Annotated in this window: 26 protein-coding genes; all 26 read left to right on the forward strand. The window is 39.9% G+C overall.

Translation table 11 applies throughout. From position 1 onward, the window contains the following. The first annotated feature begins 9 nt into the window (after positions 1–9). The 26 genes from AC1DU2_RS01510 (at position 10) to AC1DU2_RS01635 (ending at position 25,597) form a co-directional block, all read left to right on the forward strand. Positions 10–522, forward strand: a complete 513-nt coding sequence (locus AC1DU2_RS01510; protein WP_477382453.1) for a UpxY family transcription antiterminator — start codon at positions 10–12, stop codon at positions 520–522. A gap of 164 nt (positions 523–686) precedes the next feature. Then, positions 687–2,477 carry an asparagine synthase (glutamine-hydrolyzing) gene (gene asnB / locus AC1DU2_RS01515; protein ID WP_477382454.1) on the forward strand — a complete coding sequence of 597 codons (1,791 nt, stop codon included), beginning with the start codon at positions 687–689 and terminating at the stop codon, positions 2,475–2,477. After that, positions 2,470–3,588, forward strand: coding sequence for a glycosyltransferase family 4 protein (locus AC1DU2_RS01520; protein ID WP_477357475.1), 1,119 nt, complete (start codon positions 2,470–2,472; stop codon positions 3,586–3,588). The genes asnB and AC1DU2_RS01520 overlap by 8 nt, the downstream gene beginning before the upstream one ends. Continuing rightward, positions 3,585–4,448, forward strand: a complete 864-nt coding sequence (locus tag AC1DU2_RS01525; protein WP_477357477.1) for an ABC transporter permease — start codon at positions 3,585–3,587, stop codon at positions 4,446–4,448. The genes AC1DU2_RS01520 and AC1DU2_RS01525 overlap by 4 nt, the downstream gene beginning before the upstream one ends. Continuing rightward, the gene (locus AC1DU2_RS01530; protein ID WP_477382455.1) at positions 4,448–5,740 is read left to right on the forward strand and encodes an ABC transporter ATP-binding protein; all 1,293 of its coding nucleotides are present in this window, start codon (positions 4,448–4,450) and stop codon (positions 5,738–5,740) included. The genes AC1DU2_RS01525 and AC1DU2_RS01530 overlap by 1 nt, the downstream gene beginning before the upstream one ends. Positions 5,741–5,773: 33 nt before the next feature. Next, positions 5,774–6,382, forward strand: a complete 609-nt coding sequence (locus AC1DU2_RS01535) for a CatB-related O-acetyltransferase (protein ID WP_477382456.1) — start codon at positions 5,774–5,776, stop codon at positions 6,380–6,382. Next, positions 6,366–7,007: a CatB-related O-acetyltransferase gene (locus AC1DU2_RS01540; protein ID WP_477357483.1), complete on the forward strand. Its 642-nt coding sequence runs from the start codon at positions 6,366–6,368 to the stop codon at positions 7,005–7,007. Before AC1DU2_RS01535 ends, AC1DU2_RS01540 begins: the two co-directional genes overlap by 17 nt. Continuing rightward, positions 6,994–7,863, forward strand: coding sequence for an alpha-1,2-fucosyltransferase (locus AC1DU2_RS01545; RefSeq protein ID WP_477357485.1), 870 nt, complete (start codon positions 6,994–6,996; stop codon positions 7,861–7,863). The genes AC1DU2_RS01540 and AC1DU2_RS01545 overlap by 14 nt, the downstream gene beginning before the upstream one ends. Then, entirely contained in the window at positions 7,848–8,897 is a 1,050-nt protein-coding gene (locus tag AC1DU2_RS01550; protein WP_477357488.1) for a glycosyltransferase family 2 protein, read from the forward strand. Before AC1DU2_RS01545 ends, AC1DU2_RS01550 begins: the two co-directional genes overlap by 16 nt. Beyond that, complete coding sequence (locus AC1DU2_RS01555) at positions 8,897–10,030, forward strand: glycosyltransferase family 4 protein (protein WP_477357490.1); 1,134 nt, start codon at positions 8,897–8,899, stop codon at positions 10,028–10,030. The genes AC1DU2_RS01550 and AC1DU2_RS01555 overlap by 1 nt, the downstream gene beginning before the upstream one ends. Before the next feature lie 27 nt (positions 10,031–10,057). Continuing rightward, positions 10,058–11,080: a glycosyltransferase gene (locus tag AC1DU2_RS01560; protein WP_477382457.1), complete on the forward strand. Its 1,023-nt coding sequence runs from the start codon at positions 10,058–10,060 to the stop codon at positions 11,078–11,080. 8 nt (positions 11,081–11,088) lie between these two features. After that, on the forward strand, positions 11,089–12,039 hold the full coding sequence (locus AC1DU2_RS01565; protein WP_477382458.1) for a nucleotide-diphospho-sugar transferase: 951 nt from the start codon (positions 11,089–11,091) through the stop codon (positions 12,037–12,039). Continuing rightward, on the forward strand, positions 11,979–12,824 hold the full coding sequence (locus AC1DU2_RS01570) for an FkbM family methyltransferase (RefSeq protein ID WP_477382459.1): 846 nt from the start codon (positions 11,979–11,981) through the stop codon (positions 12,822–12,824). Before AC1DU2_RS01565 ends, AC1DU2_RS01570 begins: the two co-directional genes overlap by 61 nt. Continuing rightward, on the forward strand, positions 12,821–13,603 hold the full coding sequence (locus AC1DU2_RS01575) for a DUF5672 family protein (RefSeq protein WP_477382460.1): 783 nt from the start codon (positions 12,821–12,823) through the stop codon (positions 13,601–13,603). The genes AC1DU2_RS01570 and AC1DU2_RS01575 overlap by 4 nt, the downstream gene beginning before the upstream one ends. After that, on the forward strand, positions 13,552–14,544 hold the full coding sequence (locus tag AC1DU2_RS01580; protein ID WP_477382461.1) for a glycosyltransferase family 2 protein: 993 nt from the start codon (positions 13,552–13,554) through the stop codon (positions 14,542–14,544). The genes AC1DU2_RS01575 and AC1DU2_RS01580 overlap by 52 nt, the downstream gene beginning before the upstream one ends. Before the next feature lie 93 nt (positions 14,545–14,637). Further along, complete coding sequence (locus tag AC1DU2_RS01585) at positions 14,638–15,588, forward strand: FkbM family methyltransferase (protein WP_477382462.1); 951 nt, start codon at positions 14,638–14,640, stop codon at positions 15,586–15,588. Positions 15,589–15,591: 3 nt separating this feature from the next. Beyond that, the gene (locus tag AC1DU2_RS01590; RefSeq protein ID WP_477382463.1) at positions 15,592–16,530 is read left to right on the forward strand and encodes a glycosyltransferase family 2 protein; all 939 of its coding nucleotides are present in this window, start codon (positions 15,592–15,594) and stop codon (positions 16,528–16,530) included. Next, positions 16,523–17,740, forward strand: a complete 1,218-nt coding sequence (locus AC1DU2_RS01595) for an acyltransferase family protein (protein WP_477382464.1) — start codon at positions 16,523–16,525, stop codon at positions 17,738–17,740. Before AC1DU2_RS01590 ends, AC1DU2_RS01595 begins: the two co-directional genes overlap by 8 nt. A 36-nt stretch (positions 17,741–17,776) precedes the next feature. Then, a complete protein-coding gene (locus AC1DU2_RS01600; RefSeq protein ID WP_477382465.1) occupies positions 17,777–18,928 on the forward strand; it encodes a glycosyltransferase family 61 protein in 1,152 nt (383 codons plus the stop codon). Next, on the forward strand, positions 18,916–19,452 hold the full coding sequence (locus AC1DU2_RS01605) for an acyltransferase (RefSeq protein ID WP_477382466.1): 537 nt from the start codon (positions 18,916–18,918) through the stop codon (positions 19,450–19,452). Before AC1DU2_RS01600 ends, AC1DU2_RS01605 begins: the two co-directional genes overlap by 13 nt. Further along, complete coding sequence (locus AC1DU2_RS01610) at positions 19,445–20,356, forward strand: glycosyltransferase (RefSeq protein WP_477382467.1); 912 nt, start codon at positions 19,445–19,447, stop codon at positions 20,354–20,356. The genes AC1DU2_RS01605 and AC1DU2_RS01610 overlap by 8 nt, the downstream gene beginning before the upstream one ends. A gap of 38 nt (positions 20,357–20,394) precedes the next feature. Next, positions 20,395–21,312 carry a hypothetical protein gene (locus AC1DU2_RS01615; protein WP_477382469.1) on the forward strand — a complete coding sequence of 306 codons (918 nt, stop codon included), beginning with the start codon at positions 20,395–20,397 and terminating at the stop codon, positions 21,310–21,312. Next, complete coding sequence (locus tag AC1DU2_RS01620; RefSeq protein ID WP_477382470.1) at positions 21,297–22,274, forward strand: glycosyltransferase family 2 protein; 978 nt, start codon at positions 21,297–21,299, stop codon at positions 22,272–22,274. Before AC1DU2_RS01615 ends, AC1DU2_RS01620 begins: the two co-directional genes overlap by 16 nt. Next, positions 22,275–23,426, forward strand: coding sequence for a glycosyltransferase family protein (locus AC1DU2_RS01625; protein ID WP_477382471.1), 1,152 nt, complete (start codon positions 22,275–22,277; stop codon positions 23,424–23,426). 13 nt (positions 23,427–23,439) lie between these two features. Continuing rightward, complete coding sequence (locus AC1DU2_RS01630; RefSeq protein ID WP_477382472.1) at positions 23,440–24,648, forward strand: glycosyltransferase; 1,209 nt, start codon at positions 23,440–23,442, stop codon at positions 24,646–24,648. Beyond that, positions 24,638–25,597 carry a hypothetical protein gene (locus AC1DU2_RS01635; protein WP_477382473.1) on the forward strand — a complete coding sequence of 320 codons (960 nt, stop codon included), beginning with the start codon at positions 24,638–24,640 and terminating at the stop codon, positions 25,595–25,597. The genes AC1DU2_RS01630 and AC1DU2_RS01635 overlap by 11 nt, the downstream gene beginning before the upstream one ends. Positions 25,598–25,599: the final 2 nt, after the last annotated feature.

The following is a 25,599-nucleotide window of genomic DNA, read 5'->3' on the forward strand; positions in this document are numbered from 1 at the left end:
TTAAAAAGGATGAATTTAAATGCAAGTTCAACAAAAAACTGGTACCCGGTTTATACTCAGCCACGGGCCGAAAAAAAAGCATTCCAGGCATTAACCGATAAGGGTGTTGAAGCCTACCTACCGTTGCACCGCCAGTTAAAACAATGGAGCGACCGCAAAAAATGGGTTGAAGAACCCTTCATTAAATCGTACATATTTGTTAACATTGCCCAACATGAGCAGGCTGATATATTAATGACAAAAGGTATATCGAGGTTTTTATATTTCATGGGGAAGCCTGCATCAATGCCCAACCGCCAAATAACCGAGCTAAAGTTATTAATGGCCAGCCCTTATGAGTTAGAAATAACCGAGGAGAACCTGCAGACCGGGGAAAAAATCATGATAAAAGCCGGGCCGCTAAAAGGGATGACAGGTGAAATAATATCGCAACGGTCTCAAAAGCAATTAATATTAAGGCTCGAAAGCATTGGCTGCTCTATAATAGTTCACGTTGCAGCATCATACATTGAAAGATTTTAACTGAAATTATTTATTTTTAAATAAAGAGTAAAACCGGCAGTTGCAAACAGGTAAACATGGCAACGGCCGCTTATATTAAGTGAAAAACAAACAGCTGTTTTATAATAAGTTACAGATATGCCCTGTGACTTACGGGGCGAAGCTATGAACAGATCAAACTAACAATGTGCCGGATAGCAGGAGTAATTAACAACCATATACACCCTCAATTAATCAGAGGGCAGGTTAAGGCCATGTGCCAGGCACTGCAACATGGCGGCCCCGATGATGAGGGTATGTTTTTTGACGAAAAAAACAATCTTGTTTTTGGTCACCGCCGGTTATCTATTATTGATCTGAGCGCAAACGGACACCAGCCCATGGCCGATGTAAAGCAAAAAACATGGATAACTTTTAACGGCGAAATTTACAACTATCTTGAACTGAGGAGTGAGCTTTTAAAGCTTGGAGCACAATTTACTTCGGCTACTGATACCGAGGTTATAATAGCCGCCTACTTGCAATGGGGTACTGATGCCTTTGCGCGGTTTAGGGGAATGTTTGCTTTTGCATTATTTGACAGCATTAAAAAGCTTACTTATCTTGTACGTGATACCGCCGGCATAAAACCTTTGTATTATTTTACCAGGCCCGGCCAGTTAAGTTTTGCATCAGAAACCAGGGCTTTTATTGCTGCAGGCATAGCAACAGAAAATGAGGCCGCATGGCCAATCCGTTTTTTAGCTTTTGGTCATGTGCCCGAACCTTATACTACCCTAAAAAATGTGTTCAGCCTTGCCAAAGGCCATTATTTATGCTGGGACCACGCGTCTGCTACCCATGTTATAAATGCTTACAAAATAACAGGACAACCTAAAGATCAGATAACCGATCCTGACGAAGCACGGCACCTGATTAAAAAAGCTTTGATAAAGGGAGTATACCGCCAACTGATAGCTGATGCTCCATTGGGCGTATTTTTAAGTGGCGGCACCGATTCCAGCCTGATTACGCTACTGGCAGATAAAGAAAAAAAGGAGCAGCTTAAAACCATATCTATTTTTTTTAATGAAAAAAGCTATGATGAACAAGCCTATCAGCGCCTTGTGCTGGATAAGGTAAGCGGGCAAAACTTCTCGCACCTGGTAAAGCAACAGGATTTTGAAAACCACCTGCCACAAATCATCAGCGCTATGGATATGCCAACTACAGATGGCATCAATAGCTGGTTTATCAGTAAATACGCTCACGAGGATGGTTTAAAAGCAGTATTATCGGGTGTAGGCGCCGATGAATACTTCGGCGGTTATCCTTCATTTAACAGAATCAGGCACATAAAACACTTAAAAAGGATCCCGCCGATTCTTTTCTCTGCCGGTCATGACTTGCTACCCGACCCATACAAAAAACTTGCCTTTTTGGCAAATGATCACCCGATAGCCGACTATCTTCTGTTGAGGGGGCTATTTTCGCCCGCCGACATCGCCCGTGCACTTGACATCAGCACCAACGAGGTAAAAGATGTGCTTTTTGGCAGTACCGATTTGCCTAAAGAGTATAATTATGACGCAAAACAAGCATCATGGTTTGAAGCAAACATTTACATGCAAAATCAGTTATTAAGAGATACCGACGTAATGAGCATGAACCATGGCCTTGAAGTAAGGGTGCCCTTTTTAGATGAGGATTTTACAAACCTTGCCGAACACATTTCGCCTACGGTGCGCTTTAGCGGGCAACAACCCAAAAAGCTACTCATCGATAGCTTTCACGATTTGCTGCCACAGGCCGTTTGGAACAGGCAAAAAATGGGCTTCAGTTTTCCTTTACAACGCTGGATGGCCGAATATAAGCCAATAAGCGATAGTACGTTATACAAAGGAAAACTTGCACAAAACGCGATAAAAAACTTTAACAACAACCAAATCCACTGGTCAAAAGCTTTTGCACTTTACCAGATACAACCTTATGTCTAAAAAAGTAATCTTATTTACATTGCAGACGTTTAGTACCACAGGTGGTATCCAAAAAATGACCCGTACATTGGGGCATTCCTTATATCAGTTATCGCAAAATATTAACTTGCATTTTGAATTATGGTCGGCGTACGACAGGCCGGATGATTTGATGCCTCAATACCTGCCTGCCAGTGCTTTTAAAGGCTTTGGTGTAAACCGGATAGGTTTTGTTTTAAAAGCCATAAGCAGATCTGTAAAACCGGATATAATCATTTTAAGCCATATCAACCTTGCGGTTGTCGGCTTATTTATAAAGTTGATTAACCCCAAATGTAAGGTATGGGTTATTGCGCATGGCATTGAAGTTTGGCGGCCGCTTTCGCTGGTTAAAGAATATTTGCTAAAACGCTGCGACAAGGTAGTATGCGTAAGTAATTTTACCCGTGGGCAAATGATAGTAAGGCATAACCTTAATCCCGCTATTTGCGTTGTTTTAAATAATGCCATTGACCCTTTTATGAAATTGCCCGCCAATTTTCAAAAGCCGAAGTATTTATTGGCACGTTATAGTTTAAACCCAACCCAACCAGTAATTTTTACGCTAACCCGCCTGGCATCTACCGAGCAATACAAGGGTTACGAGCACGTAATATTGGCGGTAAGTAAAATAAAAAGCAGCTACCCTGATATTAAATATATCCTGGCAGGAAAATACGATGACGAAGAAGAAATCAGGATAAAAAAACTAATAGAGCAACATGATGTAGCCAACCAGGTAATATTAACCGGTTTTATTGAGGAGCACGAGCTTGCTGATCATTTTTTACTTGCTGATATGTTTGTACTGCCAAGCAAAAAAGAAGGGTTTGGCATTGTGTTTATTGAAGCGCTGGCATGTGGCCTGCCTGTTATTTGCGGCAATGCCGATGGCAGCATTGATGCCATCAGAAACGGCGAACTGGGCAGAGCCATTAATACCGATGACGCTGCCCAGCTATACAAATGTATTACCGAATTTCTAGAGACTCCTTTAACACCGCTTAAACGCGAAAACTTACAAAAAAAATGCCTGATGTATTTTAACGAAACAGATTACATGCAAAAGCTACTATTACTTTTAAACGAATGAGCACACCTACCAACGAACAATGGGATATTGAATTAACCCCGCACAGCAGCTTACTCGATTTAAAACTTAATGACGTTTGGCATTACCGAGATTTGCTTATACTGCTGGTACGGCGCGATTTTGTTTCTTTTTATAAGCAAACTATACTTGGCCCGCTTTGGTTTTTTATTCAGCCGGTGTTTACCACTATCATATATACTTTTGTATTTGGAAACCTGGCCAATATATCTGCCGATAATTTAGACAAACCTTTGTTTTATATGGCCGGCATTACCGCGTGGAATTATTTTGCCGATTGCCTTACCAAAACATCTACAGTGTTTGTAGCCAATGCTGGTTTATTTGGCAAGGTTTACTTTCCCCGGTTAATTATTCCACTAAGCATAGTGGTTTCTAACCTCATTCGTTTTGCTGTTCAAATGGTGCTTTTTTTGTTAACCATGATCTTTTATTCTATTCACGGCTCAAACGTACATCCTAATATTTACCTCTTGTTGTTTCCGTTTTTGCTTGTGTTAATGGCTATGCTGGGCTTGGCACTTGGGATGATCATATCTGCATTAACCACAAAATACCGCGACCTGAGCTTTTTGATCACCTTCGGCATCCAGCTGATGATGTATGGAACTACGGTTATATACCCACTATCTGCGGTAAAAGCAAAATACCCCAAATATGCCTGGCTGGTAGAGTACAATCCCATGACGCCTATTATAGAAGCTTTCAGATACGGTTTTTTGGGCAAAGGAACATTTACCATGCTATCGCTGGGTATCACCACACTAATAACTGTCGGTATACTTTTAGCGGGAATAATAATTTTTAACCGTGTTGAACGCACCTTTATTGATACTGTATAATGGCCACGGTAATTAAAGTCGAAAATCTTTCAAAAGCTTATCAGCTGGGAGAAATAGGAACAGGAACCCTGTCCCGCGACCTGGAACGGTATTGGGCAAGAGTGAGAGGTAAAGAAGATCCCTTTTTAAAAATAGGCGAGGTTAACGATCGTGCAAAGAAAGGCGAAAGCGATGTTGTATGGAGTTTAAAGGATATCAATTTTGATATAGAGCACGGCGATGCTGTTGGCATTATTGGCCGTAATGGTGCCGGCAAAAGCACATTGCTTAAGATACTAAGCAGGGTTACTGCTCCTACTACCGGCTCGGTTAAACTAAAGGGGCGTATAGCCAGTTTACTGGAGGTTGGTACAGGTTTTCACCCTGAACTGAGTGGCAGAGAAAATATTTTTCTCAATGGTGCTATCCTGGGTATGCGCAAAGCCGAAATTAAGCGAAAATTTGATGAGATAGTAGATTTTTCAGGAGTTGAGCGATATGTGGATACGCCGGTAAAACGGTATTCATCGGGCATGTATGTGCGCCTTGCGTTTGCCGTGGCTGCTCACCTGGAATCGGAAATATTGATTGTCGATGAAGTATTGGCCGTTGGCGATGCCGAATTTCAAAAGAAGTGCCTGGGTAAAATGGGCGACGTAAGTAAGGGCGAAGGCAGAACCATTTTGTTTGTTAGCCATAATATGGCAGCTATAAGTCAGCTTTGCGATAAATCTATTTTATTAAAAAACGGGCAGGTGGCCATGAATGGCCTAACAAGTAAAATTGTTGATGACTATTTAAAATCTGATCTTTTAACCGAAGCTTACGTAAACTTAAGCGAACCTACATCAGTTGGAATAGGTAATAGAAAAGTTAGTTTTCAAGATGTTTATATAAAAAAGCAAGGACAACCAGAGAGTACGCGGCTATTCTCGTTAGGCGACGACATGCATATATATATCCATATGCAATTCAAAAACCCCAACCAGAGCCAGGTCCGCACATCTATTGAATTAAAAACCGTTGATGGCATTAAAATGGCTAACATGGTCGACGAAGATTCATGTTTTCAGGTTACAGTATCACCCGGAAACACTGCTCTTTACCTAATAGCATTAAACGACCTGCGCTTATATCCAGGCACATATTATTTAAGTCTTTATTGTGGTGATACCTCAAGCACCGAAATATATGATTACCGGGAGGATTGTATCTCTTTTGAAATTATTGATGGAGGCAAACTAACCAGCCGCTACTTGCCAAAATCGACAGGGTTGTTTTTCTTTACGCCGGAGTGGAAGAAAGTTGAGTAGGAATTAAGCATGTTATTATCCCAACTAAAAAAATTGAAGATTATATGGTATGATTTTTTAAAAAAACATACAGAAGAGCAAAAACGAATACAATACTTCAAAAAAAAGTCAAACAACATTCATTCTGACGATGTGGATGAAAAAGCCGTTACAGGACACAACATAACTGTTTTAAAAGGGTCATATGTTTGTGCAAACAGCACAATTGACAGTTATACCTATATTGGTTTTAATACATTAATTTCAAAGACAATTATAGGCAGATATAATTCTATTGCCAATAATGTAAATATAGGGCACGGAGAACACCCGCTTAATTTAATTTCAACATCCAGCTTTCTTAACGATACACCTTACGAGGTATTAATACAAAAAGAGTGCATCATTACACACGATGTTTGGATTGGCTCTGGCGCCACTATAAGACGAGGGGTAACTCTTGGAATTGGGTGCGTTGTTGGGGGCAATGCATTTGTTAATAAAGATGTTCCGCCTTATGCAGTTGTTGGCGGTGTACCTGCAAAGATTTTAAAATATCGCTTTCCACAGGAAAAAATCGATAGAATTTTGGCTTCATCATGGTGGGAAAAAGATGTTGAACAAGCAAAAATAATTGTAAAAAAACTTGAAGAAGAGAATTAAAAACTGGCTAAAGCAATTTTTCAATTATAAGTCAAAGGCACAAAACCGCGATATTAGCATACCTGATTCAGGCTCAAATAATCCTTTTGTTAAAATTGGAGAGAATTGCTATGTCGACAATTGCACTATTGGCAATTACACCTATCTTTCCAAAAACGTATCGATGATGAATACCGAAATCGGTAAATTTTGCTCTATTGCACAGGGAGTTTCCATTTGCTTAGGAAAGCATCCCGCGGCTAAATTTGTAAGTACCCATCCGGCTTTTTTTTCTATTCACAAACAAAATGGTATGACATTTAGTGATAAAGAATACTTTACTGAAATGGGCAAAACTATCATTGGTAACGATGTGTGGATTGGTGTAAATGCAGTTATTATGGATGATATTACAATTGGTAATGGTGCAATAATTGGGGCAGGCGCTGTAGTAACAAAAAACATCCCCCCCTATGCCATTGCTGTTGGAATACCGGCAAAGGTTATAAAGTATCGGTTTGAACCGGAGCAAATATCCTTTTTGGAGAAATTTGAATGGTGGAATAAAGAACATGAATGGCTGCAAGAACATTTTAGTGAACTACATGACATTGATGCTTTTATAAATAAATATGCTAATTGTTAAAATTCATGGAGGATTAGGGAATCAATTATTTCAGTACGCTTTTGCAAAAAGCCTGGCCTGTAAAAACAACACTGATTTCAAACTTGATATCCATTTTTTTGATAACCAGGCATTACGTAGCTATAACCTGTGCAATTTCAATGTTATAGAAAACATCGCATCGTTAAATGAAATTTCGGTATTTAAGCAAACTAAAAGTTCAGCATTTAATTTTCTAAAAAGTAAGCTTTTTAATACTGAGGCACATATAGTTGAAGAAAAAAGCCTGGAATTTAATTCAGTGTATTTCACCCGCTCAACTAATGCTTATTTAAGCGGATACTGGCAATCTGAAAAATATTTTTCAGATATAAAAACGCAAATACAAAAGGAATTTACTCCCAAAACTGCCCCATCCGCCACAAATTGCGCGTTGCTTGATAAAATTAAATCAAACAACGCGATAAGCTTACATATACGCCGGGGGGATTTTGAAATGGATAAAGCCGTGAACAAAATTCACGGCACATGCTCATTAGCTTATTACCAAAATGCTGCTGATTTAGTTGCCAATAAGCTTATTGATCCCATTTTTTTCATTTTTTCAGATGATATAAACTGGGCAAGGTACAACCTCAAACTAAACTATAAACTACATTTTGTTGATATTAATGACGAACATTCGGCGTTTGAAGATCTTCGTTTAATGTACAACTGCAAACATCATATTATTGCCAACAGCACCTTTAGCTGGTGGGGAGCGTGGTTAAACACTAAACCCGACAAAATTGTGGTTGCGCCAGTAAACTGGTTTAATGACGCCGGATTAAATTACCAGGCAAAGGATATTGTACCCGAAACGTGGATAAGAATATAACCAATCCCATTGTTAGCATAATAATGCCGGTTTATAATTGCGAAAGCTTTATTACCGCTGCCATTGACAGTATGCTCAATCAAACCCTTACAGCCTTTGAACTCATTATAATTGATGATTGTTCTACTGATAAAACCATTGAAATTATCAGTAGCTATAAAGATGAAAGGGTTAACCTAATCCAAAAAAAAATCAAAAGCGGCCTGGTTGCCAGTTTAAATATAGGCATTAACCTATCCAGGGGCAAGTATATAGCCCGTATGGATGGAGATGACATTAGCAACTTAACCCGGCTTGAAAAACAGGTAAACTACTTTGAGCAGCATTCAGAAACTGATCTATGCGGAACTGCTTATGAACTGATAGACACTCAAAAAATTGTAAGCTTCCCTATTGGTCATGATGATATAAAGTTAAGCATGCTTGAATCTTGCCAGTTGGCTCATCCTACTGTGATGATAAAAAAAAGCTTTGTTGATAATAACAACCTCAGATACTTAAATGAATTTGAATGTGCCGAAGACTATGAACTATGGACCAGGTGTGTATCACTTGGTAAAGTAAATAACATGCCCGATGTATTGCTTTCATACAGGCACCATGATAATCAATTCTCTATTACCAATAAAAGCAACCAGGATAAAAATTCGGCTATTTGCAGGGTTAATATGCTAAGCCAGGTTTGGGAAACGGCTTCTTTAAATGATCTATATACACGTGAGCTGCTTTTCCAAAACGAAAGCTTCGATAATATAAACAAACTAAACGATGTGATTGGTTGGATGGACCAACTGGTTGATTTAAATATTCAGAAAGCATGTTTTGATGCACACAAATTTAAAGACTACATAAACATAAAAAAAAAACGCACCATCCGTCGCTTCTATTTAAATCAAACTACATATAGCCCAAAGGTGCTATACCAATTTCTGAGAGTTTATCAGAATTATAAAGGTTGTTTCAGCGCGTTGGAGTATTTTAAACTGGTTTTAAAATGCCTTGCGTTTTGGAAACCAACCTTTGCCGTGAGATAATGATTAAAGCCGCAAATAAACATATTATTATCGTCAAATTATTTGAGTTTGGAGGCAGTAATAGTCACCTTAAAGCATTAATAAAATACCTCGGTAAAGAGAATATTATACTACTGCTGGAAAATGAAGATCAACTCCTTTATTTAAAAACCTTAGGTGATACAGCCGGCATTATTATAAAAATCAAACAAAAACTACACGGCTACGCCAATTTGAGCAACAGGTTTACCACCAACATAAAAGAACTATTCCAAATACTTCGATCAGTTTTTGCCATACAATTATTATGTTTCAAATACGGCAATGCAAGTGTAACTATCTGCTCGGTTGAACCAGAAAAATATTTATACCTGCTGTGGTTGCCTTTGAGCAAAGTATATTACATACTGCACTCTACCCCAAATAAAAAACATACGCGCTTTACATCGTACACCAGCAACACCAATTTGGGTAAACACAAAAGAATAATAACTGTATCGCAATCAAACAAACAACTCATTTGTAAAAATTGGGATATAGCTCATAATAAAGAAAAATATGTTAACGTGGTTTATAATTGCCTGTTAACAGTCGAGTCGAACTACATAAAAACACAAACCACAATAAGTAATAATCAACAACATATCATAACTATGGGTCATGTTATAAATTATAAAAACCCCTATGTTTGGTTAGATGTTGCCAAACTCGTAACATCTAAATATAGCAATGCCATTTTTGTATGGCTTGGTGACGGACCGCTTTTAAAAGAATTTAAAGATGCTACAAAAATGCTTGATAACATTCGTTTTGAAGGTTATAAAGCTGATACCGACACGTATTTAAAAAGCGCGTGTATTTATTATCAACCAAGTTTACAAGAAACACATGGCATTGCTGTTGTTGAGGCCATGGCCAATAAGTTACCATGTGTAACATCTGATGCAGGTGGCCTTCCCGAATCGGTACAACATCAGTTTAATGGATTACTCCTAAGCCCTACTGATGTACAAGGGCAGGCAAACGCTATATCAACGCTGTTGAATGATGCGGACTTGTGCAGGCAATATGGCCTAAATGGTTATTTAAAATACAATGAACTATTTAGTTTCGAATCTTTTAAATCGAATATGGATGCGTTATATAACGCTTAAGAATATGTTTATTTTAAAGTTTTGTAAATGCAATTAGGCGTATCAGTTATCATCTGTTGTTATAATAGTGCTAAACGCCTACCTGAAACCCTGAAACATTTGGCAATGCAACTGGTACCCGCAAATATTTTATGGGAAGTTATTGTAATTGATAATGCATCAACAGATAACACCTTCCAGGTTGCTTCTCAGGAATGGGAGAAATACATTACTCCAAATGCTGGTTTCAGGGTATTGTCCCAACCAATTCCCGGTAAAAATCATGCTCATAAAATGGGAATCATCGCTGCCAGGTATGAATATATACTTACCTGCGATGATGATAACAGGTTATGTGCCGACTATGTGAGTACAGCTTACGAAATTATGTGCGCCGATAATAAAATTGGCGTGCTGGGCGGTTGTGGCATATTCGACCCGGAACAGCCCGCCTGGCCGGATGTTGAAAAACATAAGCAGTCTTATGTAAATGGCTCGCAAACCTGGGCTGCAACAGAACATTGGGTATATGGTGCAGGATGTGTTTGCAGAAAAAGTTTATTTACAAACCTTTATAATAAAGAGTGGCAGCAAATTACATCCGGAAGAAATGGCACCAAATTAATTTGCGGCGAAGATGTTGAAATTTGCTTTGCTTTTTACCTAACTGGTTACAAAATAGTAGCAAATGACCAATTAACTTTTCATCATTTTGTGCCGTTAAAAAGGCAAAACTTAAAATACCTTCTAAATTTACAGTACTGGATAAGCTACTCTTATGTATTACTAAACAATTATCTTATGCTGATGGATGGAGATAAGCGCTCAGTAAAGAAAAAATTAAATGATTGGTTTATTTATAATGTAAAAGCCCTGATCATGTTTACAGTAAAATTGACCAGGCAAAAACTCACAAAATGGCAGCCCCTAAGTGTTGATGAAAAATTGAAGCTACAATCCTACCTTGGTTCCCTGCTATCAATTTTCAATAACCGAAATAAAATCATAAAGCATCATGCTCAGTTAATGAGTATGTTAAAAAAACAGGAGATACTTAATCAGGATTATTGAGTTTGCAGATGTTTAGTACGCCAATACTTTTTTTAATTTTCAACCGTCCCCAAACTACAGAAAAGGTTTTTGAAAAAATACGCAAGCAAAAACCCAAACGCCTATTTATTGCCGCAGATGGTCCGCGAAAAAATAACCAGGCCGATGTTGAACTATGTAAAATCACCAGGAACATTGTTTCAAAAATTGACTGGGAATGCGAAGTAAAAACTTTATTCAGGGAAGAAAATTTGGGTTGCGGATTGGCGCCTGCCGAAGCCATTACCTGGTTTTTTGAAAATGTTGAACAGGGCATAATACTTGAAGATGATATAGATACCGATCCGTCGTTTTTTACCTTTTGTGAAGAATTGCTTAATTATTATAAAAACGACGAACAAATAATGCATATAAGCGGCAGTTACTTTTTTACCGACTTAAAACCTAAAGACACCACAAACAGCTACTATTTTAGCAAACAGATACATGGCTGGGGCTGGGCAACATGGAGGAGGGCCTGGAAATTTTATGACTATGACATGAAAGACTGGTCGTCATCAAACACCGATGCGCAACTGAAAAGCTATTATGGCGATCATTACCCATTTTGGAAAAATATTTTTTCAAACATGCAATTTAAAGGAAACGACATATGGGATTACCAGTGGATATTTGCGGTGTATAAGCAAAACGGCATTGCTATAAATCCAACAGCAAATTTGACCAAAAATATAGGTTTTGATACAAATGCTACGCACACAACCAACCCCAATTCAAATTATGCTAAAGTAAAATTAGATTCTATATTGCACATTAGCCACCAGAGCAACAGAGATATTAACACCGAAAACGACACATTGTATTATAAACACTACCTTGGTTTTGATTGGCGTGCTGAATTAGAAAAACAAAAACTTTCATGGAAATTAAAAAACAACTTAAAAAGGTTAAGAAGAAAGTTACTGAGCTTTTTAAGGTAGATGATCAAGCGCTTTCGGTTAAAGATAAGCGGCTGCTTCAAAAACAGGATCGATTTCAACCTGTAGATGTGCCTTTTCACGGTAAAACAATAAAAATTGTCGACGCCGTCACTTTTTTAGGTTCTTATGATGAAATATTTGTACATGGCATTTACAAATTTGAGCCAACAAATAAAGAAATTACCATAATTGATTGTGGAGCCAATATTGGTCTTGCAGCTATTTATTTTGCGATAAATTATCCCACTGCAAAAATTGTTGCTTTTGAGCCCGACCCTAATATTTTCAAAGTATTAAAGCAAAACGCTGCTACATTTGGCAATGGTTCAATTATTTGCCGTAACGAGGCTTTATCCAACCGGGATGCCCTGTTAACCTTTTGGCTGGAAGGAGGCCATTCGGGCATGATTGTTAATGAAGCCGGCGACAGGAAAACATCACAAGTAAAAGCAACACGTTTAAAATCATTCCTGGAAACTTACGAAAACATAACCTTTTTAAAAATTGATATAGAGGGAGAAGAAATTAACGTAATACCTGATATAGCAGAAGAGCTAAAAAAGGTTGATTACCTGTTTTTGGAATATCACTCTTTTATTGATAAACCACAGAACCTTGAATTACTGCTAAGCTATATTACAGCTGCCGGCATGCGCTATTACATCAAAGAAGGCGCGCATAAATCATATCCGTTTATTAACAAAGAGATATTTTTGGGGATGGACATGCTGATCAATATCTTTTGTTACCGTAGCCAGCCTGTTGCCACCCTAACGCCACAATGAGTAACCTTGTAGCTGTAGTTATCCCTATATATAAAAAAAAGCCAGGTAGTACCGAGCTTATGTCATTGAAACAATGTCTATCTGTTTTAAAAGACTATCCCATCATATTTTTAGGCGCTGAAAATTTTGATGCTGCCGTTTACAGTGATCTCTGTGGTAATATCCCGTTTAAAATGGCAACTTTTGACGAATTTTATTTCGATAGCATTGCCGGGTATAATCAACTGATGTTATCGCCCGGTTTTTATAAACGGTTCCTTAATTATAAATTCATCCTTATTTACCAGTTAGATGCCTATGTTTTTAAAGATGAGCTAACGTACTGGTGCAATCAAAATTACGATTTCATTGGCGCGCCGCACATACCTCACGAAAACCAAGCTACCGGCATTCAATTTTTAAGGGGATATTCCAAGTTCATTTCCTTTGTTAACCGGGTTTTTAAAACAAAGCATCAAATAAGCAACGTAGGCAACGGTGGCTTTTCTTTAAGGAAAACCAAAACATGTTACTGGTTGCTTAAAATACTAAAAGGAAAAGTTAAAGCCTGGGGCACCCATAATGAGGATGGTTTTTTTAAATATTGGGGAAATGTATTTTACCCGCTTTTTAAATTGCCTGCCGATGAAGTGGCCCTAAGGTTCTCGGTAGAAGAGTCGCCGGCCCAATCATTAAAAAAACTTAACGGCCAACTGCCTTTTGGCTGCCATGCCTTTGAAAAATATGAATGGGAAACCTGGAAACCACTGGTATTAAAAAACAGTCAAACACCAAATTGAACCTCCCGCTTCCCGATCTTGCAGCATACCGTTCTTTATTCCAAAAAAAGGGAGTAGGTTATCCTTTACCTGTAGTGGCATCGGCAAAAGATGGTTTATTAAAATTTCTGCCCCCCTGCCCCGGGGGTAAAACCGGCTGGCCGTGGACAGAAGAAAGCAGCCCGGCTATTTATGACGATAACACAACATGGCCTAAATTAACTATTGTTACCCCCTCCTTTAACCAGGGCCAATTTTTAGAGCAAACCATCCGGTCGGTGTTGTTACAAAACTACCCTAACCTCGAGTATATTATAATAGATGGCGGCAGCACAGATAATTCCAAAGATATCATTGAAAAATACTCGCCATGGATCAGTTACCGGCAAAGTGAAAAAGATAATGGCCAAAGCCATGCTATTAACTTAGGCTTTAGCCTGGCATCGGGCAATTATATGGCCTGGGTAAATAGCGATGATTATTATCTAAAAGATGTGTTTTACTTAGTAACCCGCAAGTTTATTACCACCGGGGTCGATTTTATATATGGCTATGCATATAACCTCCGCGTTAAAACAGCACAATTTGAATTAATAAAAGTTAATCCTTTATTAGATTATTTTATACGTATCCCGGTGCTGCCGCAGCCATCCTGTTTCTGGGCTGCCCGCATTCATCAGCCGGTTAATGAGGCCTTACAATGTTCGTTAGATTATGAACTTTGGCTGCGCCTGGTAAAAGGCAATACACGGTGTTTAATTAAACAACCATTGTCGGTGGCCAACGTACATGCGGATGCAAAAACATCAAGCCCGAAATTGGATGCGGCACGGGAACAAGACCATTGGCTCATTTGCAGCCCCGATGGCCACGGCCCGGTTAATGATTGGGACAGAAGGATATTGTTTCACCGGGTATATCTTAAGATTATACTCATTTTAGACAAGATTAGCCTTAAATAAAAACGGTGAAAGCCAATGTCCATAACCTCTTCATAAACCACATAAAAAACGCTTTTATACCGTATTACAATAACACCTGATTAATAACCGATTTTGAAAAATCTTGTCAAAAAATTACTTTCCGTTTTTAGCATCAAAGTCACGATTGAAAATAAAAAACACCATTTACTTAAGCTGGGGCTGGATAACAATAACTACAAATTGGTGGATAATGGCCAAAGGCTGTTATTAACAGATTTTTCACTCTTAATAGATCCGCTAAAACATGATTATATTTTAAAAAGCATCAGCTATTTATATGATTTAAAGGAAAAACAAAACGCACAATTTGAATTTGACGACAATGAAAGGTTAATTGTTAAAATAGGCTCGTTAGCTTATAATATTCAAACCTATGAAGAGTTTTTTATTTTAAATGAGGTTTTTATTCATGGAGTTTACAACATTGAAACTCCGGGCAAGTTTGCATTGATTGATATAGGGATGAATGTAGCCATCACTTCTCTGTATTTTGCGGGCAACGCCGATTGTTTATCTATTTACTCGTTTGAGCCATTTAAATTAACATTTGAACAAGCATTGTTCAATATGTCTTTAAATCCGGGCATAAAGAATAAGATTAACCCGGCCAATTTCGGCTTAGGTGATACAGCAAGACAGATAACCGTACCCTATGATAAAATAATCAAAGGCAATATGGGCATCAATGGTATTCCCAGCCATTCTATGCGCCCAAACCAGGAGATTTTGAACGATGAAATAGAAATCAGGAATGCAGCCGAAACGCTTTTGCCAATTATAAAATTGATAAAAGAAACAACCGATACTATAGTTTTAAAGGTAGATTGCGAGGGTGCCGAATATGAAATTTTTGAATCATTTGCAGCTTCGGATTTGTTGAGCAGCTTCAATGCCATTATTATTGAGTGGCATGCTAAAGGTCCCGAACCCATATTGACATATCTGAAAGAGTCAGGATATACCATATTCTCTTTTGACCCGGCAAGTAAATCGGCCGGTATGATTTATGCCTTTAAAAAATAGGCTTTGACAACTGCTCTTAAATACTCGCTTCTTGTTCCCTGTTATAATTCAGAAAGGTTTATCGACGGCTTTTTAGCCAGCATCGGTAAATTGAATAAAGCTTTTGACGAGGTTTTGTTTTATGACGATGCAAGCACCGATAATACAGTTTCTGTGCTGCAGAAAAGGGGCTGCACCGTAATAAGAGGCGAAACTAACAAGGGGCCGGGCTTTGCACGCAATACGCTTGCATCAGCGGCAAAAGGCCAATGGTTTCACTTTCATGATATTGACGATCTTTTAGAGCCCGACTACCTTGTAAAAACGGCAGCCATAGCCCAAACCGGCAATTACGACGTTGTGCTTTGTAACGTTGACTGGTATAGTACCGATCAAAAGACTATTTTACTCAGTTGGAAATACTCCAATGAACAGATAAAACAAAACCCGGTTTCGTACACCATCGGCCACCCTATTGGCGGTATTAACGGCCTGTACCGAAAAGAGAAATTTACAGCAGCAGGCGGCTTTGATACCAGTTTGCGTATCTGGGAAGATGCCGACCTTCACGTGAGGTTGGCCGGCGCCGGTGCCAGGTTTTATGTTATTGAGGAAGTACTTTCTATTTCTATCCGGTACTCAAACTCGGCAAGCCAGGATCAAACAGCCGGCTGGCTAACCAGGTTAAGCCTTTTGCAGGCTTATCAAAAGCAGTATGCTGATAAAATCATTAGGGATATGATAGGCCGGCAGGCACAGCTTACAGCAAGTAAGCTTATCCTTTCGCGGCAATATGATGCAGCAAAATCTGCCTTCAAACTAAGCGAGCTATGTGGTTTAAAAGTACCAGATAGCAAAAACCCGGTTTGGAGAGTACTGGACACTATTTTGCCGGCACGGTTAAGAATTAAGTTAAGGATGGAACAACTAAAGTTTGCATTTAAAAACAGCGCTAATGATTGAGAAAAAAACACCTCCGGTTTATGATAACAAGCTGGAAGGACTGAGAGGTTTTTGTGCGCTGGCTGTAGTATATGCTCATTTGATCCCCTGGGGGTACTTTCAATCGTCTAAAATGTCGCCCAACAATCCTTTACGTTACCTTGATTTTGGACACGAGGCTGTTCTTATATTTTTTATGCTTTCGGGCTACGTCATCGGGTTAAATCATATCCATACCCCTTTTAATAAAATAAACGTTATTTCTTATCTTAAAAAAAGGGTCGTCCGTTTGTACCCGATATACCTGATGGCAATTATCATTTCATTTTTGATTATCACAAATGAGGCGTTTTCTGTACAACAATTAATAGGGCACCTGTTTTTTACACAGGAAATTCTTGTAACAACTATTTCGTCAAATAGCCCCTTATGGTCGCTTAGCTATGAGGTTGTGTTTTATCTGTTTTTTTTAGTTTTATGGCGGGCAGGCAAATACAACACTTATTTATGTTTAGCAATTAGTATTTTATCGGTTGCGTATGTGTTAAAAAATCCGGGCGCCACAATTTTAAAATCGCTGTTGATTGGCGCAATCTTCTGGATGCTTGGCCTTTATATAGCCCAAACTAAAACCATAATTATAGCAACAGTCAGCAGAAAGTGGCGTTCATTTATAAGCTATTTTGCTATAATCCTGTCTATTCATTGTTTTGATACCCGCGAGCTTTTCCATCAAATGGTACATTTAAAACTCGACTATATTTTTAAAGTTACTTTTGGGGATTTACTTTATTTACCGGTCTGCTTTATTATAATTATGGAGCTAAGCAACAGGAGCGTAAAATATATAAATTGGATAAAGCTTGCTGCGTACGCTATCCCCGCATTCCACTTGTTTTTATTGCTTTACTTTAAACATCACCTGTTTTCGAAGCCCGATTGGATTTACGGAACATGCTATTTCGCCATTGCGGTTATTACACTACCCATCAATTTTAAAATTGACTTTTTTAAGCGGTTAAGTAAATTGGGAAGTATCTCATACGCCCTGTATGTTTTCCATTTCCCTGTATTTTATTTTTTAAATAAATGTCTTACAAAATATCTTTCGGGCGTTCCTTTATTTGTGCTGGGCATATCGGCATCAATAATAATTATCGGCACCCTGTCAACAACTGCCGAGCTCGTTGTTCAACCGCGTATAAAAAGATATCTCGTCGGTAAAAGTTAGCTTTGATAATGCAATTAAAAACCGCAGGTTTATAAAATGATTATAAAACTTTTAAAAAAAATGTGGATAAGGTACTTCACCGGTAACCCATACCAAATTAAAAGTTTTATAGACATATACCGTCCCCAAATAGGCGAAGCTATTGACCGTCCCGAATCGCTTACCGGCATTTTACTGCATGAGTCGGGCAAGCCGGTGGCTTACCATTTACCGCTTATAACTTATAACGAAACCGCCCCGCGGCAAACTGTTGGAGAACAGCCAAGGTTTAAAACCAATGGTGTGTTTAAAGAGCCTGAACGGTACCTGTACAGTGTATCAAAAGGTACAGTGTGGTGTGCTATCGGTTTGGTATACGATAGCCAACGGCGATGTTTTATTGATGAATCTGCAAAGGAATGGACAATTGATTTAACAGATTCAGTTTTTACTAACGTTGTTCATTTTCCGAAAAAAACTTACCTTGAAGGCACCACCCTTTCCTGCCTCACAAACGGTGCCGACGGCGGCTTTTATCATTTTTTATTTGAATCCATAGTCAAAATCCATTTTGCCATGCCAATAATAAAGCATGTTGATCATATCCTGTTTAACGGACCGGCAACCGATTGGAAATTAAAGTGGCTGCAAAGGGCAGATATCGATACGTCAAAAATAATCTGGGCTGATAATAGCGCTCATTTTGAATGTGAGCAGCTGTTATTTACCAGCAGGCTGGTTAATGATCAGCAAATAAACCCATGGGGCATTGGAGCCCTAAAAGCGCTGTTCAACATCACACCAACAAATCAAACGACACCCGGTAAAGTACTCTGGATCACCAGGAAAGAGACTAAATCACGAAATATTGCATGGGAACACCAGCTTATGGAACACTTCCCCTCAATTGAAATTATTGACCTTTCGGGCCTGAGCGTTGCTGAAACCATTCAAAAAATGCAATCCGCCACACATATTATTGCACCTCATGGTGCAGGTTTAAGTAATATTTACCTGTGTAATAAGGGTACACATATTTTGGAGCTATATCCTGAAGGGATGCTTTTTAAGCCTTGTTTTCACAGGCTGTCGTCGGTATGCGAGCTGAAACATCATGTAGCCTGGCTCAATTTTGAAGATGAGCACGACACTAAACAGGGCCTTCCTTTTTTGAAAACATTATTGAATGATTTTGTATGTCAAAATTAATAAGTAACCTGTACGCCATTTTTTTCAGGTTGAGGGGCATAACTATTCGCAAGCCTGTTATCATAAAACCAAATACCTTTTTGTCGCGGGGCTTTTTGAACGGGCAAAAGGGAGAGATCACGATTGGCTCACAGTGTGAGTTATCAAGAGGCGTAATTATCAAGGCCTACGGTGGGAGAGTCAACATAAACAAAAACACTTTTTTAGGCGAATACGTATGTATTTACGGTCACGGAGATGTGGAGATAGGCGAAAACACATTGATTGCTATGCATACATGTATTGTTAGTTCCAACCATACCATCCCCGATAAGGCTACGCTAATCCGGTCGCAGGGCGATATTTTACTGCCGGTTAAAATTGGTAACGACGTTTGGATAGGTGCCGGGGTTAAAGTTTTAGGCGGTGTTACCATTGGCGATGGCTGTGTTGTTGGTGCCGGTTCGGTGGTTACCAAAAGCCTGCCGCCGTATGCTATAGCAATGGGGGTGCCCGCAAAAATAGTGAGCTACAGGAATGGCTGATATGCTAAGTGTTATTATCCCCACTTACAACCCTGATGCAAACAGGCTTGCTAAAACGTTAACCGGTTTACAAAAGCAAAGCCTGCCAATACAGGCATGGGAACTAATAATAGTTGATAATAACTCGAGCCAACCCATTAATGCAGAACTTGGATGGCACCCTAATCATAAAATTGTCAGGGAAACAGTGCAAGGGCTAACCTACGCCCGGCTAAAAGGTTTTAATGAAGCCCGCGGGCAGGTATTGATATTGGTGGACGATGACAATATACTGGATGAAAACTACCTGCAAAACACATTAAAAGCATTCCAGGAACAACCTAAGCTTGGTGCCATAGGGGGTAAATCACTTCCTTTGTTTGAAAGCGACCCGCCGGCCTGGCTATCGGAGTTTTATTCAAGCCTGGCGTTACGCGATCTTGGCGACGAGGTGTTAACTGCGTCATGGGATTATAAATACCCCGTTTGCGCACCCATTGGTGCAGGAATAGCCATCAGGAAAACGGCGCTGAACACTTATATCAAAAAAATCTCCACGCAAAAAAATGTCATTACCGATAGAAAAGGCGATTCCTTAAGCTCGGGTGGCGATAACGATATTATTTTAGAAATACTGAAAGCCGGCTGGCACGTGGGGTATTTACCAGGCCTGGTATTGCATCATATCATCCCGGCGCAAAGGATGGAAGCCGGCTACATAGCCCGGTTAATCAATAATAGCAGCAACTCCTGGGTTCGGCTGCTGCAAAGCCACGGTATAAATCCCTGGCCGCAAATTTCAGTCTGGACAGTTTTTCCGCGCAAAGTAAAGGCGTGGTTTACTTATAAAGCCTGGATAAATAATGTAAACTACATCAGGTGGCAGGGTGCCTGCGGTACTTTTGATGGTTTGGCCAAACAATGAAAAGCCGTCATTTATCTATTTTAAATCAATATTTATAGGTGCTACAGTCTGTAATTAACGTTTTATATCGTTACCCAAAAGCCCGGCTAAATCATTTTAGCCGTTTTGGCGGATATTTTAATTACCGCAGAATGTTGCAGGGGCAAAAACTGATGCAGCAGGCATCCGCTCATTTACCTCCTGTTCAATCGGCGGTTGATGGCCTGGAGATATACTTTTTAACCGGAAAAAAGTACCTGTACCAAACACTGTTTTGCATCCAATCGTTAATAAAAGTTAGCCAAACTCCTTTTAAATTTATTTTGGTTGATGACGGCAGCTTTGACGAACAGTTAATTAAACAAATAAATACCCAATTGCCCGGCGCCGGTATAGTGAACAGGCAAATGGTAGATGAAAACCTCGACAAAATATTGCCAAAACACCAATACCCGGTTTTACACCACAAACGCCAGGTTTACCCGCATATTAAAAAGCTGACAGATGTACATACCATTTCCGGTAATAACTGGAAACTCGTCTTAGATTCGGATATGCTGTTTTGGGATGATCCGCTGGACTTAATTAATTGGTTAAAAAAACCCCAAAAACCTGTATACATGCAGGATTGCCAGGAATCGTACGGTTACAGCAGGCAATTGATGGAACAGCTTTGTAAAAACAGGATTCCAACGCTACTAAATGTTGGCGCCATTGGCCTCAATAGCAGTATGATAAATTGGGACGATTTAGAAAGCTGGACAAAAGCACTTGAAGAAAAAGAAAGCAGTTCATATTATCTTGAACAAGCTTTAACTGCTATGTTATTAGCCAATGTTGATGCAGTGGTTTTACCTGCGGATGAATATATTGTTAACCCGGATGCCAGCAGGATTGATCGCCATATTGGGGCACTACATCATTACGTAGATTTATCAAAAGAAGGGTACTTTAAGAAAGCATGGAAAACGATATAAACAACATGTCTGTTTCTGCTCCATTTGTTTCTGTATGCATTCCTGTTTATAATGGTGAAAACTATATTAGTGATACTATTAATGCGGTTATCAATCAAACCTACAGCAACATCGAAATAATTGTGGTCGATGATGGCTCTACAGATAGCACCCCCAGTTTATTAAAAAACCTGCCGCATCAAAATATCAGTGTTTATTATCAGCAAAACCGTGGTGCTGCCGCTGCCCGTAATTTGGCTTACTCTAAATCAACAGGCCAGTATATCAAATTTTTAGATGGCGACGATATCATCAACCCGGAAATGATTGAAAGCCAGGTTAAGCTTGCCGTTGAAAACCCCGATTGTATAATTTCGGCCAAATGGGGCAGGTTTTACAACAACAGCCTGGATACTTTTAAGTTGAGCCCCGAAGATTGCTGGCAAACACTGCCTGCTCATGACTGGATCTGCTCGTCATGGAAAAACGGCCATTCCATGACACAATCCGGCATTTTTTTATTACCGGGGCAGATCATTGACAACGCCGGCCTTTGGGACGAACAGCTTACCCTGATTGACGACCTTGATTTTTTTACCAGGATTATACTGAAATGCAAATCGGTAGTGTTTGATCCAAATTCCATATTATACTACCGGTCGGGCAATAGCGGTAGTTTATCTGATCGTAAACAGCAGGAGGCCATGCAGTCGGCATTCACGGCTATTGATAAAGCCACCAAAAACCTGCTGGCCGTAAAAACAAGTGCCGAAGCCAAGCTGGCCTGCGCCAATACCTGGCAGCATTATGTATACATTGCTTATCCCAAACATTCGCGACTGGCAAACGAAGCCCAAAAACGGGTAAATGAACTTGGCGGTTCTACACTAAAATTCATGGCCGGGGGCATAACCAAACTAATTGCCGGCTTAATTGGCTGGAAAGCCACAAAACGCTTTAAACAGGCATTTAACATCCATTAATTGAGAATCCTCCTTTCATTTTTACAGGATAATGGCGGCCAGGCACATGCCATACCCGCATATCGTTTTTGGACATACTATATCAAAAACGGTATAGAGGAAGCCGGAATGCAATGGACCGAAATACCGGGCCTTGACTGGGCTGCCGGCCTTGTACCCTATGAAAATGACCCTGCCCTGCAACAATGGAAACAGCAGGCATGGGAAAAAACTATAAACCATATTAAAGCAAACCGCGGGCAAATAGATGTTTTTTTGTGCTATTTATATCCCAAACAAATAGATACCGGGGCAATAAAACAAATTAAGGCGATGGGAGTACCATGCGTTAATTTTTATTGCGATAATGTGCGTTCGTTTACCAAACTACCACGCCAGTTTAAGGTTTTCGACCTGGTATGGGTGCCTGAATTTGAAGCCTTGCGCCTTTATCAAACCGCCGGGGTTCCGCATATTAATTTGCCCATGCCCATGTGGGTTGATCCACAATACCGCGATTTTAACAGGCAGGAAATTGATGTCATCTCCTTCATCGGGTCAAAAGATGATTTACGCGCACAGCTTTTGGCAGACGCAATTGCCGGGGGCATCCCTATACAAATCAGGGGAAATGGCTGGAATAACGATACAAATGAACCTGCAATAAAGCAACCGTCGTCAAACGCATCGTCTAAAATTAAAAACCAGTTCAACCTGCTACGCAACGCGGGTATCGGCGGATTTGTAGCGTATCATCGTAAACGTAATGAAAAACTAACCGAAGCGCATATCCCCCCCGGTAATATATTTGAAAAGCCGGACTTTGATGAATACATCGGGCTTAGCCGCCAAAGCTGTATAACACTCGGCATCAACCGGGTGCCCTCATTTAGTAGACACATGGTAACCTATAGCCGGCTCCGCGACCTGGAAGCGCCAATGCTTGGTGCCTGCTACCTCACTGAATATACTGCGGGCTTAGCCCAATTATATGATTTGGGCACCGATATGGAAACCTACACCAATGCCGATGAACTGGTTTACAAATGCAGGGAACTCATTGCATCAAAAAACAAGCGTAAAGAATTGCGGATAAATGGACAGCAACGAGCGCTTAACACCCATTCCATAACACAATCATTACAACTCATAAAAACCCGGCTGTTTAGCTAAAAGACGTAAAGTATTGCCAAAAAAAGTCTGCATTATCACACAATCGCACCTTTGTCGAAATCCCAGGGTTTTAAAAGAGGCGGTTACTTTGGCTACGGCAGGTTATGATGTTATTATTTTAACAAACATTATTTCTGCAGACCTTTACCGGCAAGATCTGTTAGCCATAGGCGCTTTTCCTGGTATTAAGTTGCAGGCCATATCAAACCTTTCCGCATCAAACCTTAATTCATTTACAGATAAGTTTTTAAGTAAAATTGGCCGCCTGCTTGTGCATAGCTTTAAAATAGAAAACAGCCTGGCCCTTGGTTATGGTGCTGCGCGCTATTATAATAAAGCTAAAGCAGTAAAAGCAGACTTATACATCTGCCACCAGGAATTGGCTACTTACATAGGCACGCGGCTATTAAATGAAGGCTGCAAGGTGGCTTTTGACTTTGAGGACTGGTACTCGGAGGACCTGCTGCCCCAAGCACGCGCCGAAAGGCCCATCAACTTGCTTCGGCGGATAGAGGCTATCGCTTTAAATAAAGGTACCTATTGCATTACAACCTCAAATGCCCTGGCTAACCAATTATCGCAGGTGTATTTGTGCCCGCAACCAAAGGTTATCTATAATGTTTTCCCATCGCCTGGCTCCGTTCAAAATAAAATAAAAAGATTTGACAAGCCCCTAAAGTTATTCTGGTTTTCGCAAACTATTGGCCCGGGCCGGGGGCTTGACCAGTTTATGAACGTATTGAGCGCGTTAAAATCACCCCTCGAATTACACCTGCTGGGCAACATAACTGCAGGCTATCGCGCAATACTCACCTCCCTATTGCCCGCGCAGCACCAGTTATATTTTCATTCTCTTGTTGGCGAAAATCAATTGGCCGCAAAAATAGCCGGCTTTGATATTGGCCTGGCCCTGGAGCTGGATACGCCCCCAAGCCGTAACCATACCATTACCAATAAATTTTTCCAGTATATCCAATCCGGTCTGCCTGTTATAGCCAGCGAAACAGTGGGTCAGCATGAAGCATTTGATAAATTTAAACCGGGCTTCAAATTATCGCAACAGCCATCGCCGGAACAGATAGATGAGCTGGATAAGTGGCTTAGCAATCCCGGTGAATTAAAATTGGCCCAACAACAAGCCGTTGAGGCCGCTGCGTTTTACAATTGGGAAAATGAGTCGAAAAAATTACTTCAATTAGTAAACAACGCTCTTGAAAAATAAGGTAAGCCTGCAAATTAACCTGGCACCCGGCGATTATCCGCATGCCAGGTATATCCTTAAACACCAGTTAGCTATTTTAAGTACGCAGGTAGATGAGATTATATTAACAGTGGATACCCGGCCAAGCAAAGGCCGCTTTGCCGAAGGCTGGGAAGAAAATAAAGAGTTACTAAACCAATTCCTATCGGCAGAAATTGAATGCAGCTACAACGTTAAAATTGTCCCGGTTGATTATTCCGAAATAACCAAACAAAAAGTTGCAGGCTATTTCTTCGGCAAAAAGGACATGCCTGATAAAGACTTTAGAGGTGGCCCTTTTTACGCCTATTTTTTTGGAATATATACTGCGGCCAATAACCTTGTTTTCCATTTAGATTCTGATATGTTTTTAGGTGGCGGAAGTGGAGAATGGATTGCCGAAGCAACACATTTTTTTGAAACTGATACAGCTTGTTTTGTTACTGCGCCTTTGCCGGGCCCGCCCAATAGTATAGATACTTTGACCGGGCAACAGGTAATTAATAAAATTGCCCCTTATACCTGGCAACTGGCAGGTATGAGCACCAGGATTTTTATGATTGATAAAAGCCGGTTTAAAACCGGTAAGCTTATATTAACCAAACCACCACTACGGGGTCAGTTGAAAGCAATACTTGAAGGCAATGCTAATGCCGATTTGCCCGAACACCTGGTATCGGCCTACATGGACAGCCATAAGTTAAAAAGGATTGATTTTTTAGGGAGCGGCAAAGGGTTATGGTCATTACATCCCCCCTATCGTACCAAAGCTTTTTATGATGGGCTACCGCAACTGATTAAAAATATAGCAGCCAATAACCTCCCTGAAAAGCAGCAGGGTTTTTACGATATTATTGATGAGGTCTGCGACTGGTCGGCAGCGCGCGAAAAAATTAGTAACAATCGCTGGTGGAAAAGGGCTATAAAATAATC

It is taken from the genome of Mucilaginibacter sp. P4_C11, assembly GCF_056402115.1.

What these genes read in the sequence shown, in the direction of transcription:
- AC1DU2_RS01605 (WP_477382466.1), top strand. Translation starts at nt 18,916, where the DNA reads ATGTCAAAATTAATAAGTAACCTGTACGCCATTTTTTTCAGGTTGAGG.
- AC1DU2_RS01565 (WP_477382458.1), top strand. Translation starts at nt 11,089, where the DNA reads ATGTTTAGTACGCCAATACTTTTTTTAATTTTCAACCGTCCCCAAACT.
- AC1DU2_RS01525 (WP_477357477.1), top strand. Translation starts at nt 3,585, where the DNA reads ATGAGCACACCTACCAACGAACAATGGGATATTGAATTAACCCCGCAC.
- AC1DU2_RS01580 (WP_477382461.1), top strand. Translation starts at nt 13,552, where the DNA reads ATGGGAAACCTGGAAACCACTGGTATTAAAAAACAGTCAAACACCAAA.
- AC1DU2_RS01595 (WP_477382464.1), top strand. Translation starts at nt 16,523, where the DNA reads ATGATTGAGAAAAAAACACCTCCGGTTTATGATAACAAGCTGGAAGGA.
- AC1DU2_RS01610 (WP_477382467.1), top strand. Translation starts at nt 19,445, where the DNA reads ATGGCTGATATGCTAAGTGTTATTATCCCCACTTACAACCCTGATGCA.
- AC1DU2_RS01545 (WP_477357485.1), top strand. Translation starts at nt 6,994, where the DNA reads ATGCTAATTGTTAAAATTCATGGAGGATTAGGGAATCAATTATTTCAG.
- AC1DU2_RS01570 (WP_477382459.1), top strand. Translation starts at nt 11,979, where the DNA reads ATGGAAATTAAAAAACAACTTAAAAAGGTTAAGAAGAAAGTTACTGAG.
- AC1DU2_RS01530 (WP_477382455.1), top strand. Translation starts at nt 4,448, where the DNA reads ATGGCCACGGTAATTAAAGTCGAAAATCTTTCAAAAGCTTATCAGCTG.
- AC1DU2_RS01560 (WP_477382457.1), top strand. Translation starts at nt 10,058, where the DNA reads ATGCAATTAGGCGTATCAGTTATCATCTGTTGTTATAATAGTGCTAAA.
- AC1DU2_RS01600 (WP_477382465.1), top strand. Translation starts at nt 17,777, where the DNA reads ATGATTATAAAACTTTTAAAAAAAATGTGGATAAGGTACTTCACCGGT.
- AC1DU2_RS01555 (WP_477357490.1), top strand. Translation starts at nt 8,897, where the DNA reads ATGATTAAAGCCGCAAATAAACATATTATTATCGTCAAATTATTTGAG.
- AC1DU2_RS01620 (WP_477382470.1), top strand. Translation starts at nt 21,297, where the DNA reads ATGGAAAACGATATAAACAACATGTCTGTTTCTGCTCCATTTGTTTCT.
- AC1DU2_RS01520 (WP_477357475.1), top strand. Translation starts at nt 2,470, where the DNA reads ATGTCTAAAAAAGTAATCTTATTTACATTGCAGACGTTTAGTACCACA.
- AC1DU2_RS01510 (WP_477382453.1), top strand. Translation starts at nt 10, where the DNA reads ATGAATTTAAATGCAAGTTCAACAAAAAACTGGTACCCGGTTTATACT.
- AC1DU2_RS01575 (WP_477382460.1), top strand. Translation starts at nt 12,821, where the DNA reads ATGAGTAACCTTGTAGCTGTAGTTATCCCTATATATAAAAAAAAGCCA.
- asnB (WP_477382454.1), top strand. Translation starts at nt 687, where the DNA reads ATGTGCCGGATAGCAGGAGTAATTAACAACCATATACACCCTCAATTA.